General features: G+C 74.2%; 13 protein-coding genes. 9 read left to right on the forward strand and 4 right to left on the reverse strand.

The window, feature by feature from the left end; translation table 11 throughout:
* Positions 1-11: 11 nt before the first annotated feature.
* Both E5225_RS15850 and E5225_RS15855 read right to left on the reverse strand, forming a co-directional pair.
* Positions 12-512: a hypothetical protein gene (locus tag E5225_RS15850; RefSeq protein ID WP_135972090.1), complete on the reverse strand. Its 501-nt coding sequence runs from the start codon at positions 510-512 to the stop codon at positions 12-14.
* 207 nt (positions 513-719) lie between these two features.
* Complete coding sequence (locus E5225_RS15855; RefSeq protein ID WP_135972091.1) at positions 720-1,565, reverse strand: G1 family glutamic endopeptidase; 846 nt, start codon at positions 1,563-1,565, stop codon at positions 720-722.
* Between the two features lie 412 nt (positions 1,566-1,977).
* Between E5225_RS15855 and E5225_RS15860 the strand changes: the two genes are divergently transcribed.
* The 5 genes from E5225_RS15860 to E5225_RS15880 all read left to right on the forward strand — a co-directional run bounded on the left by E5225_RS15860 (position 1,978) and on the right by E5225_RS15880 (position 6,395).
* Positions 1,978-3,030, forward strand: coding sequence for a polysaccharide deacetylase family protein (locus E5225_RS15860; RefSeq protein ID WP_243738058.1), 1,053 nt, complete (start codon positions 1,978-1,980; stop codon positions 3,028-3,030).
* 126 nt (positions 3,031-3,156) lie between these two features.
* Positions 3,157-4,170 (forward strand): glycoside hydrolase family 11 protein, encoded by a 1,014-nt coding sequence (locus tag E5225_RS18170; RefSeq protein ID WP_135972093.1) that lies wholly within the window; start codon positions 3,157-3,159, stop codon positions 4,168-4,170.
* A gap of 500 nt (positions 4,171-4,670) precedes the next feature.
* On the forward strand, positions 4,671-5,459 hold the full coding sequence (locus E5225_RS15870; protein WP_135972094.1) for a hypothetical protein: 789 nt from the start codon (positions 4,671-4,673) through the stop codon (positions 5,457-5,459).
* Between the two features lie 178 nt (positions 5,460-5,637).
* Positions 5,638-6,144, forward strand: coding sequence for a DUF2975 domain-containing protein (locus E5225_RS15875; protein WP_135972095.1), 507 nt, complete (start codon positions 5,638-5,640; stop codon positions 6,142-6,144).
* A complete protein-coding gene (locus E5225_RS15880; RefSeq protein WP_135972096.1) occupies positions 6,144-6,395 on the forward strand; it encodes a helix-turn-helix domain-containing protein in 252 nt (83 codons plus the stop codon). Before E5225_RS15875 ends, E5225_RS15880 begins: the two co-directional genes overlap by 1 nt.
* A gap of 112 nt (positions 6,396-6,507) precedes the next feature.
* Here the strand turns inward: E5225_RS15880 and E5225_RS15885 are convergent, their stop codons facing one another.
* On the reverse strand, positions 6,508-7,680 hold the full coding sequence (locus E5225_RS15885; RefSeq protein ID WP_135972097.1) for a hypothetical protein: 1,173 nt from the start codon (positions 7,678-7,680) through the stop codon (positions 6,508-6,510).
* 223 nt (positions 7,681-7,903) lie between these two features.
* Here E5225_RS15885 and E5225_RS15890 point away from each other — a divergent pair, with 223 nt between their 5' ends.
* Positions 7,904-8,674 carry a 2-phosphosulfolactate phosphatase gene (locus E5225_RS15890; protein ID WP_135972098.1) on the forward strand — a complete coding sequence of 257 codons (771 nt, stop codon included), beginning with the start codon at positions 7,904-7,906 and terminating at the stop codon, positions 8,672-8,674.
* Between the two features lie 443 nt (positions 8,675-9,117).
* Positions 9,118-9,957 (forward strand): alpha/beta hydrolase, encoded by an 840-nt coding sequence (locus tag E5225_RS15895; RefSeq protein ID WP_135972099.1) that lies wholly within the window; start codon positions 9,118-9,120, stop codon positions 9,955-9,957.
* 17 nt (positions 9,958-9,974) lie between these two features.
* Here E5225_RS15895 and E5225_RS15900 read toward each other — a convergent pair whose 3' ends face one another.
* Positions 9,975-10,634 (reverse strand): HAD family hydrolase, encoded by a 660-nt coding sequence (locus E5225_RS15900; RefSeq protein WP_135972100.1) that lies wholly within the window; start codon positions 10,632-10,634, stop codon positions 9,975-9,977.
* Positions 10,635-10,828: 194 nt separating this feature from the next.
* Here E5225_RS15900 and E5225_RS15905 point away from each other — a divergent pair, with 194 nt between their 5' ends.
* Both E5225_RS15905 and E5225_RS15910 read left to right on the forward strand, forming a co-directional pair.
* On the forward strand, positions 10,829-12,523 hold the full coding sequence (locus E5225_RS15905) for a cellulase family glycosylhydrolase (RefSeq protein ID WP_208012441.1): 1,695 nt from the start codon (positions 10,829-10,831) through the stop codon (positions 12,521-12,523).
* Between the two features lie 162 nt (positions 12,524-12,685).
* A complete protein-coding gene (locus E5225_RS15910) occupies positions 12,686-14,158 on the forward strand; it encodes a lipase maturation factor family protein (protein WP_243738069.1) in 1,473 nt (490 codons plus the stop codon).
* Positions 14,159-14,224: the final 66 nt, after the last annotated feature.

The following is a 14,224-nucleotide window of genomic DNA, read 5'->3' on the forward strand; positions in this document are numbered from 1 at the left end:
GAAGTCGGTGCTCAGCGAGCGCCGGCCACGCCGTGGTCGCGGACGTCGTCGTGGTCGTCGCCCTCGATCTCCTTGGCGAACAGGTACGAGCCGATGGCCCAGACCGCCGCACCGATGACGCCGACCCAGACGCCGATGTCGGTGCCGAGGCCGTCACCGCGCTCGAGGCCGCCCATGGGGTTCAGCGCGAACGCGAGGCACTGGATGGTCGCGGCGATGCCGACGGCCATCGAGACCAGCGTCAGGCCGCGGTGCTGGCCGCGGCGCGCACGCTTGAGCGCGTAGATCATCGCGACCAGCAGGCCGAGGCCCAGGTAGGCGATGAACGGCACGAGGGAGTCGGTCTCGTAACCGGTGCGCGGGTCGGCGTCGCCGCCCGGGTTCACCCAGTTGAGGAGGGGCGAGATGTTGAACACCACGATGCCTGCACCGGCGACGGCGAGACCGGTGGTCTTCGCCCGTCGGGTGTCGCGGTGGGTCGAGTCACCGACGCGTGCGTCTGAAGAAGCCATGAAGTGTTCCCATCAGGTAAGGGGGTTTTGGAACGGTACGAGGATTGCAGCAGGACGCGCCGACCGCAGCCTGAGAGGCGAAACTGCCCGCACCCGACGCCGGCCAGGGGGTCCGCGTGCAGGTGACCGGTCCGCAGGTCCGGGGCGCCGGCGGACGCCTCAGGGCGGCGGCCGGGCGACCGTGGGTGGTCGGCGGGTGCCGTGCGGTCAGCCGGCGCGGACCACGCGGAACGCGTAGTCGTTGAGGCGCACGGGCGTCGCGAGCGTGGCACCGTCCCACCCGACCATCGTGACCGCCTGGCCACCGGTCACCGGGCGCGGACCGGCCGTGGTGTAGGCGGAGAGCTCGTCGAACCAGACGGCGCCGAACCCCGCGAGCGGGTTGAGCGCGTTGCCCGCCGCGCCGCGGCTGACGCCCACGTCGACCGTGACGGCCGGTGGGAAGCCGGTGTCGAGGCTGAAGCTCACCGTCTCGGACCGGGTCTCGTTCGCGAGCACGTAGTTGGCACGCCCGGGCGGGTTCGCGTCGAGGCACAGGGAGCCGGTCAGGACGTCCCCGGGTGCGACCGGCAGGCCGACGGCGCCCACGCCCTGCGCGGTCAGCGTCGCCGTGACCGCGTCCGACGCGTCGACGGTCATCTCGACGTGCACGTCGAGGAACCCGAGCCCGAGGAACGTCCGGAACAGGTCGGGGCCGTGCGGGGACGGCACGTACCGCAGGTTCGGCACGGACCACGTCGCGAACAGCGCGGTGAACGGCGCTCCGACGCTCGTCAGCGTGTACCCGCAGTGCTCCGTGGGGTGGAGACCCAGCGCCCGGGTCGGCAGCGCGCCCTCCGGCAGCGCGGCCTGCGCCGGCAGGTGCGCGAAGCCCGCGAACCGGCGGGCCTGCCGCTCCCAGAGGGTCGCCAGGCCGGGATCGGTGTGCGGATCGGGCCGCGGCGGGAGCCCGCGCACGAGCAGGTCGCGCGGCCGCGCGGTGAAGGGGTCGAAGCCGTCGTCCAGGACGCTGGTGGCGATCGCGTGGTGCGCGCTGCGGGGCTGCTCGGTCATCGTGCCCTCCGTCCCGCGCTGCGGTGCGCGGCCGGTTCCCGGTGGGAGTTCCACGCTAGCCCCGCGGGCGGGCGCACACCAGGTTGCCCGGGCAGTCCCTCGGGGTCGCACGGCGCCGATCGAACCCCCGGGCCGGCCGGATCTCCCCGGTCCGAGCCTCGACAGTTTCGAGCCGTAGGCAGGGAGAGCGGCGTGGTCACGCTCCCGCACGACTCCGGTTGCTGCCTCCGAGTGACTTAAACCTTTCGTGACTGTCGCGGGGTGTTCACACGGGTGCCGTGCGGTCTGCACACTCGCCTCGATAACGATTTCGATGGGGCGGTGCGGCCGCAGCGCGTCCCCGACGACGCGGACAGCCACGGCACGCACGGCATGCCCACGGTCCCCCTCCGTCGGCACGAAGGAGTGCACGATGACCGACAGTTTCGCCCGCCTCGACCCGAACCAGGGGTCCCGGCGACCGCTCCGGGCGGTGCTCGGCGCCACAGCGGTGGCCGCGGTCCTCGCCGGCGGCCTCGCCGCCGCGCCGGCCGCCACCGCGATCACCGGCTCCACCTGCTCCGCGGGCTACGTCGGCCTCACGTTCGACGACGGCCCCACGGCGAGCACGTCCAACCAGATCATCAGCACGCTGCGTCAGTACGGCGCGACGGCGACGGTCTTCCCCACCGGGCAGAACGCGCAGAACAACGCGTCGCTCATGCAGGCGTACAAGAACGCCGGCCTGCAGATCGGGAACCACAGCTGGGACCACCCCCACCTGGTGCAGCAGTCGCAGTCGCAGGTCCAGTCGCAGCTCTCCCGCACGCAGCAGGCCATCCAGCAGACCGCGGGCGTGACGCCCACCGTCTTCCGCCCGCCGTACGGCGAGACGAACGGGACGGTCAGCTCGGTCGCGTCGTCGCTCGGGCTGCGCGTCGTCACCTGGGACGTCGACTCCAACGACTGGAACAACGCGAGCTCCGGCGCGATCCGCCAGGCCGCGACCCGGCTCACCAACGGCCAGACGATCCTCATGCACGACTGGCCCGCCGCGACCGTCCAGGCACTGCCCGGCATCCTGCAGGACCTGCGCTCGCGCAACCTGTGCACGGGCCACATCTCGTCGAGCACCGGCCGCGTCGTCGCCCCCGCCGGGGCCGGCACCCCGACCACGCCGCCGCCCGCGACGCCGTCGCCGACCACCCCTCCGCCGGCCAACCCCGGCACCGGCACCTGCAGCGCCGCCGCCACGAAGGGGCAGGAGTGGGGCGACCGCTTCAACGTCACCTACAACGTCTCCGCATCCGGCGGCTGGAGCGTCACCGTGTACCCCAGCAACGGGCAGTCCATCCAGAGCGCCTGGGGCGCCACGCGCAACGGCAACACCTTCACCGGCAGCGGCAACGCCTCGTTCGGCGTCACCTACTACAAGGGCAGCAACAACGTGAGCTGGACGCCGACCGGCGTCTGCTCGCCGCGCTGACCGGGTGACGCCCCACCGCCGCCCGGCACCCGCCACGACGGCCCACCCCGCCGGGACCTCAGGGTCCCGGCCCGGCGACACCGTCCTCCGTCCGGCACCATCCCTCACGCACGAAGGAGTGCACGCATGACCGCAACACTCACCGTCCCCCGGACCCGCACCCGCCGGTCCCTGCGCGCCGTGCTCGCAGGCACCGCCGCGACGGCCCTCATGGCCGCCGGCCTGGCCGTCTCGGCGACCCCGGCCGCCGCGCAGACGATCACCAACAACGACGTCGGCACGCACAACGGGTTCTACTGGACGTACTGGAAGGACCGCGGCAACGTCACGATGACGCTCGGCAGCGCCGGGAACTACAGCACGTCGTGGAACAGCATCAACAACTGGGTCGGCGGCAAGGGCTGGAAGCCCGGTGGCCGCAAGGTGGTCTCCTACTCCGGCACCTTCAACCCCGGCGGCAACTCCTACCTGACGCTGTACGGGTGGACCCGCGGCCCGCTCGTCGAGTACTACATCGTCGAGAACTGGGGCACGTACCGCCCGACCGGCACCCACATGGGCACGGTCACCTCGGACGGCGGCACGTACGACATCTACCGCACCCAGCGCGTGAACCAGCCGTCCATCGACGGGACCCAGACGTTCTACCAGTACTGGTCCGTGCGTCAGCAGAAGCGCACCGGCGGCACCATCACCACCGGCAACCACTTCGACGCGTGGGCGCGTGCCGGCATGAACCTCGGCTCGCACGACTACATGGTCATGGCCACGGAGGGCTACCAGTCCTCGGGGTCGTCGAACATCACCGTGTGGGAGGGCACCTCCGGCGGGGGCAACCCGAGCCCCAACCCCACCACTCCCCCGCCGAGCAACGGCGGCGGCGGCGGCAGCTGCACCGCGACGGCCACCAAGACGCAGGAGTGGGGTGACCGCTTCAACGTCACCTACAACGTGTCGGCGCCGGGCAACTGGAGCGTCACGGTCTACCCGAACACCGGGCAGTCGATCCAGAACGCGTGGGGCGCCTCGCGCAACGGCAACACGTTCACCGGCAGCGGCAACGCCTCGTTCGGTGTGACGTACTACAAGGGCAGCCAGAACATCAACTGGACGCCGACGGGCATCTGCTCGCCGCGCTGACCCGCGACCGGGGTCACCGGCGCCGCCCTTCGTGAGGCGCCGGCGACCCCGCACCACCCCGCCCGGCCCGCGTCCTCGTCGCGGGCCGGGCGGTCGTGCGTGGGGCACCGCGCGCCGCCGCCGCCCACCCCGACCCCCACGCCGAGTTCGCCGGTCCACCCTCCAGTTCGCTGCCCGGGACCGGCGATCTCGACGCCGAGCCGACGACCTCGGCGTTTCCCGGCGCCCCGTCCACAGGAGCTCTCCGTCGCCACCCGCGGACCGGCGGGCCGTAGCAGCCTCCCCGCATGCCTCGTCGTCCCGGACCGCCCTCTCCTCTTCAGTGCCACACGGCACCGGCGCCAGCCGTGCACCTGCTCGCGCACCACCCGCCCGCAGACGTGGCTCGCCATGTCGCCTCCGGCAGCTGGACACGGGTCCGGCGGGGCGCGTACGTCGAGACCGGTCCGTCGTCCGACCCGCAGGGGGACCGACGCCTCGCGCTCGCACGCATCACCGCGGTGCACCGGCAGGCACTGCACCCGCCGCTCCTGATGGGCGAGTCCGCTGCTCTCGTGTGGGGGCTGCCGTTGCCACGGGTGCCCGCACGCACGCACGTCGCTCAGGTGACGCGTCCCGGTGACAGCAGCGCCGCCGACGTGGCGCGCCATGTGGTCCACGTCCCGCCCGAGCAGCGCACCGTCCATCACGGGCTCCACGTGACGACGCTCGAGCGCACAGCCTTCGACTGCGCGGCCGCCCTCGATCCCTATGCCGGGCTCGTGGTCGCCGACGCCGCCCTGCACGTGGGCGCAGACCGCGAGGCGATCCTCGCGATGGTGGCCCGAGCCGGCGGGCACCGCGGCGTGCGTCGCGCCCGGGCGGTCGTGGAGGCCGCCGACGCCGGCGCGGAGTCGCCCGGCGAGACCTGGCTGCGGTGGACGATGCTGCGCTTCGGCCTGCCGCAGCCGACCACACAGGTCCCCGTGCAGACGCCCGCCGGGTGCTACTGGGCGGACCTGGGCTACCCGGCGTGGCGCGTCCTCGTCGAGTACGACGGCGCCGAGAAGTACGGGGCCGACGGTGCGCAGGCGGTCGCTGCGCTGCGGAAGGAGCGGCGGCGTCAGCTGGCCGTCGAGGAGGCCGGCTGGCGAGTCGTGCGCGTCACCGCCGCGGACCGCCGCGACCCGCCGGCCCTGGTCGCGCGCCTGCGCGCAGCGCTGCCCGATCACCAGTCGACCCCGCGCCCCTACCTCCAGCCCACCACCCGCCGCCGCCGCCCCGGCGCCCGCCAGCCGGCCCGGCCCTGACCCGTCTCGCTCCCCGGCGTCGAGTTCGCCGGTTCCACGCCGAGATCGCCGTCCCCGACCCGCGAACTCGGGGCCGAACCGGCGAACTCGGCGCCGGGGTGGGGAGGTGGGTGGGGCGGGGGTGTCGGTGGGGGGTGTTGTGCGATAGGTTTCTATCGGTAGTCGATAGGAGACGGTCATGGTCGGGTGGGGTCGGGTCGCCGTGCTGGCGTCGCGTGCGGTGATCGTGGTGGTGCTCGGCGGGACGCTGGTGCTGCAGCTGTACATGCTGCCGAGCCTGCTCGCCGACGTCCGGGAGGAGGAGGGTGCGCTCGAGCTGCTGCGCCTGCCGGTGCTGGCGCTCACCATCCTCATGGTGGCGTGCGTGCAGGTCGCGCTCGTCTGCGTCTGGCGGCTGCTCACGATGGTGCGCCGGGACACCGTGTTCTCGCCGGCGGCGTTCCGGTGGCTCGACGTCGTGACCGGTGCGGCCGTCGTCGAGTGCCTGCTGTTCCTGCTGTTGGGCGCGCTGTTGGCGCCGGGCGAGGCGGTGCCCCCGGGCGTCGTGCTCATGCTCGGCGTCGTCGGCGCCGGGTTCCTCGGCATCGCGCTGCTCGTGCTGCTCATGCGGTCGCTGCTCGCCAAGGCCGTCGCGCTCGACACCACCGCGACGACCCTGCGGGCCGAGCTCGACGAGGTGATCTGATGCCGATCGTCGTCGACATCGACGTCATGCTCGCGCGCCGCAAGATGTCGGTCGGCGAGCTCGCCGACCGCGTCGGCATCACGCCGGCCAACCTCGCGGTGCTGAAGAACGGGCGCGCCAAGGCGGTCCGGTTCACCACCCTCGAGGCGCTGTGCGACGCCCTGGGCTGCCAGCCCGGCGACCTGCTGCGGCACGAGCCGGACGGCGCGGCCGGCGCCGACGCCGAGCCGACGCACGACGGGCGCGGCTAGCAGACCCCGGCCGGGATCGCCGTGCGTCGGCCGTGGCGACGGCAGGCCGCCGGGGTGGCACGTCGGCGCCCCGGCCGCCGGAGGGGTGCGGCCGGGGCGTCGGACGCCGCCGTCAGCAGCGGGAGACGGGCCCGCTGACGTTCCGGATCACGAGGTTGTCGGCGCACGGGTTCTCGACGACGCGCGCACCGTTCGTGAGGGTCAGGTTCTGCAGCGTGATGTCGCGGTTGCCGGGGAACTCGGACCGCTCCGCGAGGCGGACGTCGCCGCGCGAGACCGTGCCGCCCGACGTGGCGAGGCTGACGTTCGTGCAGTTCTCGATGAGCACCGGGTTGTTGCCGGTGTTCGTCAGCTCGACCCGGTCGACGCGCAGTCCGCCGCTCTCGGAGACGCAGAAGATCCCGCGTCCGCCGCCGCTCGCCCGGACGGTCCCCACCTCGATGTTCGTCGGGTAGGAGCTGCCGACGCGGCCGGCCCGGTTGGCGATCCGGAAGGCCGCGTAGCCGGTGCCGGCACCCGCGTTGACGGCGTCGACCGTGCCGACGCGCGCGTTGATCGTCTGGTTGAGCAGCAGTCCGGACTCGCGGACGTCGCGCGCCGTGAGCGTGCCGAGCGTGAACCCGTCGACGCCGTACGTCTCGACGGCGTGCGAGCCGGCGCCGGACACGTACGCACGGTCGATGGCGATGTTGCGCGCGAAGCGGCTGCGGTCCCCGTGGTTGTCGATGCGGACCCCGATGCCGCCGCCCGACAGGCGCATGTCGATGTCGCGCAGGCGCAGGTCGTCGACGTTGCGGGCGAAGATCCCGTAGACCGGCGTGCCGGTCATGGCCAGGCGCGCGACCTCGATGTCGCGGGCACCGCGCATGTAGACGCCGGCGACGTTGCCGGAGCCCGACCCGCTGACGTGGATGGTCCCGCACGACTCGAACGCGGTGTGGCTCGGCAGCGAGATGCGCGCGTTCGCGCTCATGGTGCCGTTGCCGTTGACGACGACGCGCTGCTTGCTGGTGCGGCCCGCGTCGAGCGAGTCGATCGCGCGCTGGATCGCGGTGCGCATGTCCGAGCCGGACCACAGCTCCCGCGAGCCGCGGTAGGCGCGCCACGTGCCGCCGTCCTGGACGGCCGAGGCGTGCACGGTCGAGCCCGTGCAGCTGGTGCCGGGCGCAGCGTGGCCGGGCGCGGCGAGGGCGAGGGACGTCGCGCCCATCGCGACGGCGGCCAGCGCCGCGAGGGACGCGGTGCGCAGGCGCCGGACGGGTCGTGCGAACAGGGGGGACGGCATGCGGTGACCTCTCGTCGGGGCCGGCGGTCCGGGGGCGGCGTGCGTCGGTGGACGCCGCGACGGGCCGGCCGGGACCGACCCTAGGAGCGGGACGGCTGGCCCGGCAGCGTGTTGAATCGTTTCGGAGTGCGCTTTCCGAGGCGTCGCGCGGGACGGGTGACCGCGCGCCTCGTCCTCGCTCCGGGCCTGGTGACGGGCCGACCGTGCTGGCAGGGTGCGCCGCATGCCGTCGCCGCGCCGCCCCCTGCCCGACCAGCGGCCGGCCCGCGTCCGCCTCGAGTGGGGCGCGGGCGGCGCGTCCGCGCTGGCCGGCGTCGGCACGCTCGCCGTCGTCGTCGACGTGCTGTCCTTCTCGACGGCGGTCACCGTGGCGTGCGCCGGCGGGACCGTCGTCCACCCGTACCCGCTGCGGGACCCGGCTGGCGCGGCCGCGCTCGCGGCACGGCTCGGGGCGACGCTCGCCGCGCGCCGGGGTGACGGCCGCGTGTCACTCTCCCCCGCCTCGCTGCGCGGCCTCGGCCCGGGGCGGCTCGTCCTGCCGTCGCCCAACGGCGCGACCGTGAGCCTGGCGGCGGCCGCCGCCGGCGCCGGGGTGGTGCTCGGCTGCCTGCGCAACGCCGCCGCCGTCGGGCGCGCGGCGGCCGAGCACCTCGCCGCGGACGCGTCGCACGACGTGCTCGTGGTGCCGGCGGGCGAGCGCTGGCCGGACGGGAGCCTGCGCCCGGCCCTCGAGGACCTGCTCGGGGCGGGAGCGGTCGTGACCGCCCTGGTGGGGGCCGCGGGCGAGTCGACCACGTCGCCCGAGGCGGCGGCCGCCGCGACGCTCTGGCGGTCGGCGCCCGACCCCGTCGACGCCGTGCGCCGCAGCACGAGCGGCCGCGAGCTCGTCGACGCGGGGTGGGGCGACGACGTCCGGACGGCGACGGCGCTCGACGCCGACGCGTGCGTGCCGCGGCTCGCGGACGACGGGGCGGGGCCGGCCTTCCGTCCCTGAACGGGTCGGCGCACGGCAGGGCCTGGCGCGTCCGGGACGAAACCGGACAAGATACCTCTGTCGTCGACGGCCGCCACCGCACCGGGTGATCCGGTGCGTGACCGCCGGCGCGGCGGGGGACGGCAGTCCGTGCGCGGCACGGAACGCGAGCGACCGACGGCGGTGGGCGACCATGCGCGAGGACGTACCGGGGAGCGCTCGGGCGCCTCGCCGCGTTCCCGCGCACGCGCGTGCCACCCGGCTCGCGACCACCGACGTCCCGGCGCTCGTCGTCCCCGGCGACGAGCGGACCGTGCCGTGCGGGGCCGGTGGCGCGCTGCGCCGGCCGCCTGGTCGGCACCACGCCCCCGGTCGACCGGCGTGGCCACCACGCTGCCGGACCTCGACCGCGCGGCCTCGCACGCCGACCCGCTCGCGTTCATCGACGGCTGAGGAGCACCGACATGTCCGACACCACCGGCACCCGCCCCGACACGATCGTCCTGGTCCACGGGTTGTGGATGACCCCGCGCTCGTGGGAGCACTGGGTCCCCCACTACGAGGCGAAGGGCTTCACCGTCCTCACGCCCGGCTACCCCGGCTTCGAGGTCGAGGTCGAGGCGCTGCGCGCCGACCCCGGGGTGATCGCCCGGCTCACGGTCCCCGAGACGGTGGACCACCTGGCTCGCGTCGTCGAGTCGGTGGCGACGCCGCCCGTCGTCATCGGCCACTCGTTCGGCGGCACGCTGACGCAGCTGCTGCTGGCACGAGGCCTCGGGGCCGCCGGCGTGGCGATCGACTCCGCCCCGACGGAGGGCGTCCGCGTCACCCCGATCTCCCAGGCGCGGTCGCTGTTCCCCGCGCTGAAGAACCCGGCCAACCGCCGCGGGGCGATCGCCTTCACGCCGGAGGAGTTCCACTACGCGTTCACCAACACCCTCTCCGCGGAGGAGTCGCGGCGCGTGTGGGAGCGGTACGCGATCCCCGCCCCCGCGCACTGGGTCGTCGAGTACGGGCTCATCGCCAACTTCAAGCCCGGCCACCAGGACACGTGGGTCGACTACGACGCGGACCGCGCGCCGCTGCTGTTCGTCGCCGGCGAGAAGGACCACATCATGCCGCCGTCGGTGAACCGCTCGAACGCGCGGCACTACCACCGCTCCCCCGCGGTGACGGACTACGTCGAGCTGCCCGGCCGAGACCACTGGACGTGCGCCGCGCCGGGATGGGAGGAGGTCGCCGACCTCGCCCTCGACTGGGCGCTCGACCACGCCCGCGTCGACCGGCCGTGGGTGACCGCCTGACGTTGCCCGTCGACGGGTCAGAACGCGCGGCGGACGTCGGCGAGCGTCCGGACGCCGTGGGTCGCGGTGACACCGGGTGGCAGCCCTCGGCCTGCCCGGTCGACGTGCACCGTGCGGATGCCCACGGCGGCGGCGCCGACGACGTCCGCCGCGCCCGAGTCGCCGACGTGGACGACGTCCGCGGCATCGACGCCCAGCAGCTCCAGTGCCCGCCGGAAGGGCTCGGGCCGCGGCTTGTACGCACGCACGTCCTCGCTCGTCACGACCGTGGTCACCGGCAGGCCGTGGTGCGCGACGGCGGCACAGGCGTCCGCGCGGTCCGCGTCGGACACCACGCACACGGGCACGTCGATGCCGGCCAGGAACTCGCGGGCGTCCGGCAGCAGCCGGGGCCGGCGCCACGCCGCGCGCAGGACCGCGAGCTCCGCGTCGGCGTCGACGGGCACGCCGAGCAGCCCGGCCACGTGCCGCAGCGTCGCGTGCGTGAGGTCGGCGAGGCCCCGGAAGTCGTCGCCGTGGCTGTCGGCCGCCGCCCACAGGTGGGCGTCCCACGCCTGCGCCACGGTCGCCGCGGGTACGCGCCCGCGCGCCGCCAACCGGGCGCACACGTCGGCGACGGGCGCGTCGTCGTCCGCCACGAGCGTGCCGTACAGGTCGACGAGCACGGCGCTCAGCATGTGCCGGACCGTACCGCCCTGCCCAGGCGGCAGGCGACGGCGGGTGGCGAAGCGTTCCGGGGGTTCCCGCCGAACCGGACGACCCGTACACTCCGGTCGAAGCGCTTCGACGATCGCCCGTCGCAGCCCGCGGGCACCGTCGCCCGCGCCAGCCGGGGAGCAACGTCGCCCCCCGCGCCCGAAGGAGATCACCCGTGAACCGACGCCTGTGGGCGAGCGCCACCGCGCTCGTCTCGACGGCGGCGCTGGCCGTCGGCCTCGCCGCCCCCGCGGCGGCCGCGCCCGACCCCGCGGCCCGCGCCCCGAGGCAGACCGCCGCCGAGAAGACCGTCGCCGCCATGCAGCCCGGCTGGAACCTCGGCAACACGCTCGACTCGGTCGGCGCCGACGAGACCGCGTGGGGCAACCCGCGGGTCACCGCGGACCTGTTCGACGCGGTCGAGGACGCCGGCTTCAACAGCGTCCGCATCCCGGCGACGTTCGGCCAGCACCAGGGCCCGGCGCCCGAGTACGCGGTGGACCCGGTCTTCCTCGACCGGGTCGAGGAGGTCGTCGACATGGCGCTCGACGAGGGCCTCTACGTCCTGCTCGACGTGCACCACGACTCGTGGCAGTGGGTCAACCAGATGCCGGCGCGGCACGACGAGGTCGTCGCGCAGTACGACGCCCTGTGGGAGCAGCTCGCCGAGCGCTTCCGCGACCACTCGCGCCGCCTGCTGCTGGAGAGCGTCAACGAGCCGCAGTTCGCGGGCGTCGACGACGCGCAGGCGTACGCGCTGCTCGACGAGCTGAACGTGCGGTTCCACGAGATCGTCCGCGCGACCGGCGGGCGCAACGCCGACCGCGTCCTCGTGCTGCCGACGCTGCACACGAACGCCGAGCAGGGCCGGCTCGACGCGCTCACCGCGACCTTCGAGGCGCTCGACGACCCGAACCTCGCCGCGACGGTCCACTACTACGGCTACTGGCCGTTCAGCGTGAACGTCGCGGGCGGTTACCGCTACGACGCGACCGCCCAGGCCGACACCGAGGGCACGTTCACGCGCGTGCACGACTCGTTCGTCGCCCGTGGCATCCCGGTGATCCTCGGTGAGTACGGCCTGCTGGGCTTCGACCGGCACACCGGCACGATCGAGCAGGGTGAGAAGCTGAAGTTCTTCGAGCACCTCGGCCACCTGGCCCGCACGACCGGCGTGACGACGATGCTGTGGGACAACGGCCAGCACCTCGACCGCACCACGTTCGAGTGGCAGGACCCGGCGCTGTTCGCGCAGATCGAGGAGTCCTGGAAGCGCCGCTCGGGCACGGCCTCGACCGACCAGGTCTTCGTCACCCCGGGCGCCGTCACCGACCAGACCGTCACGCTGCAGCTGCACGACTACCGCGTGAAGGACGTCCGCCTCGACGGGCGCAAGCTCAAGGACCGCGAGTACCGGCTCGTGGGTGACCAGCTGACGCTGCCCGCGGCGCTGCTCGAGCGGGTCGTCGGCACCGGTGCGTACGGCACGCGGGGCGTGCTCGAGGTCCGGTTCAGCAAGGGCCTGCCGTGGCGCATCGAGGTCGTCGCCGCGGACGCGCCCGTCCTGGCCGACGCGACCGGCACGGTCGAGGCCTTCGCGGTCCCGACCGACTTCCGCGGCGACCGCCTCGCGACGATGGAGGCGCGCTACGCCGACGGCACGAACGCCGGCCCGCACCCGTGGACGTCGTTCAAGGAGTTCGACGTGACGTTCGCACCGGAGGACGGCCACATCGTCCTGCGTCCCGCGTTCTTCGCGGAGGTCACCGACGGCGCACCGGTGTCGCTGACGTTCCACTTCTGGAGCGGCCGCACCGCCGAGTACACGGTGACGCGCACGGGCACCACGGTCACCGGCACCGTCGGCTGACGCACGACGCCCCGCCGAGGTCGCCGGTTCCGCGCCCAGGTCGCCGCCCGTACCGGGCGATCCGGGCGCGGACCGGCGACCTCGCGTCGTACCGGCGACCTCGGCGCGCGTCGCGCCGGGCGCGCGGCCACGCTGGGCGGCGGGCACGGTGCGTTCGTGGGGGTGGGTGCGGTGGAGTGGTTCGACGCCGAGGGGTACACGATCGCGCGGGCGGTCGTGCAGCGCGGGGTCGCGGCGGTGTACGTGCTGGCCTTCGTCGCGGTGCTGCGCCAGTTCCGTCCGCTGCTGGGCGAACGGGGCCTGCTGCCCGTGCCGGCGTTCACCGCGCGCGTGCCGTTCCGGGCCGCGCCGAGCCTGTTCCACCGGTGGTTCTCCGACCGGCTCGTCGCCGTGGTCGGGTGGGTCGGTGTGCTCGTGGCGCTGACGCTCGTCGCGGGGCTGCCGCAGCAGGGGCCGCCGTGGTTGCCGCTGCTCGCGTTCGGCGTGCTGTGGGCGCTGTACCTGTCGGTCGTCAACGTCGGGCAGGTGTTCTACGGGTTCGGCTGGGAGTCGCTGCTGCTCGAGGCGGGGTTCCTCGTCGCGTTCCTGGGGTCGGACGAGGTCGCGCCGCCGGTCACCGTGCTGGTGCTGCTCTGGTGGCTCGTCCTGCGGCTCGAGCTCGGCGCGGGGCTCATCAAGTGGCGCGGTGACCCCGCGTGGCGGGACCTGACGGCGCTGTACTACCACCACGAGACGCAGCCGATGCCCGGGCCGCTGAGCCGGCTGTTCCACCTGCTGCCGCGACCGCTGCACCGCGTCGAGGTGCTGGCGAACCACGTGACGCAGCTCGTCGTGCCGTTCGGGCTCCTCGTGCCGGGGCCCGTGGCGTCGACCGCAGCCGCCGTCATGGTCGTGACGCAGCTCTGGCTGGTCCTGTCGGGCAACTTCGCGTGGCTCAACTGGCTGACGATCGTGCTGGCCTGCGCGGCGATCGACGACGCGTCGTGGCGGTGGGCGCTCGGGCTCGTCGGCGTGGACGTGCGCGTCGCACCGGCCGCTGGTGACCCGCCCGTGCGGTTCGTCGTCGTCGTGCTCGCCGTCACGGTGCTGTGCGTGTGGCTGAGCCGGCACCCGCTGCGCAACCTGCTCTCCCGGAACCAGGCGATGAACGCGGCGTTCAACGTGTGGCACCTGGTCAACGCCTACGGCGCGTTCGGGTCCATCACCCGCCGGCGCACCGAGGTCGTCGTCGAGGGCACGCGCGACGCCGAGCCCACCACGGCCACCTGGCACGAGTACGAGTTCCGCGGCAAGCCCGGCGACGTGCGACGCCTCCCCCGCCAGTACGCGCCGTACCACCTGCGCCTCGACTGGGGCATGTGGTTCCTCGCCATCGGCTCGTCCGCGCAGCTGCGCTGGTTCGTGCCGTTCCTCGGCAGGCTCCTCGAGGCAGACCGGGCGACGCTGCGCCTGCTCGCGCACGACCCGTTCGGCGGCGAGCCGCCGCGCTGGGTGCGTGCGCACCTCTACCGCTACCGCTTCGCCACGCCGGCCGAGCACCGGGAGATCGGGCAGCGGTGGGTGCGCGAGGACGACGGGCTGATGGTCGACGCGGTGGACCGGGCGCGCCTCGCGCGGATGCACGCCGGCCGGTAGACGCCGGCGCCCGTCGCCGTCGTCCACCGGTGCCGTCACCGACAGGACAGCGGCGCTCCGGCGTGT

Origin of the sequence: Cellulomonas shaoxiangyii, assembly GCF_004798685.1 — a bacterium.
GTDB lineage: Bacteria > Actinomycetota > Actinomycetes > Actinomycetales > Cellulomonadaceae > Cellulomonas > Cellulomonas shaoxiangyii.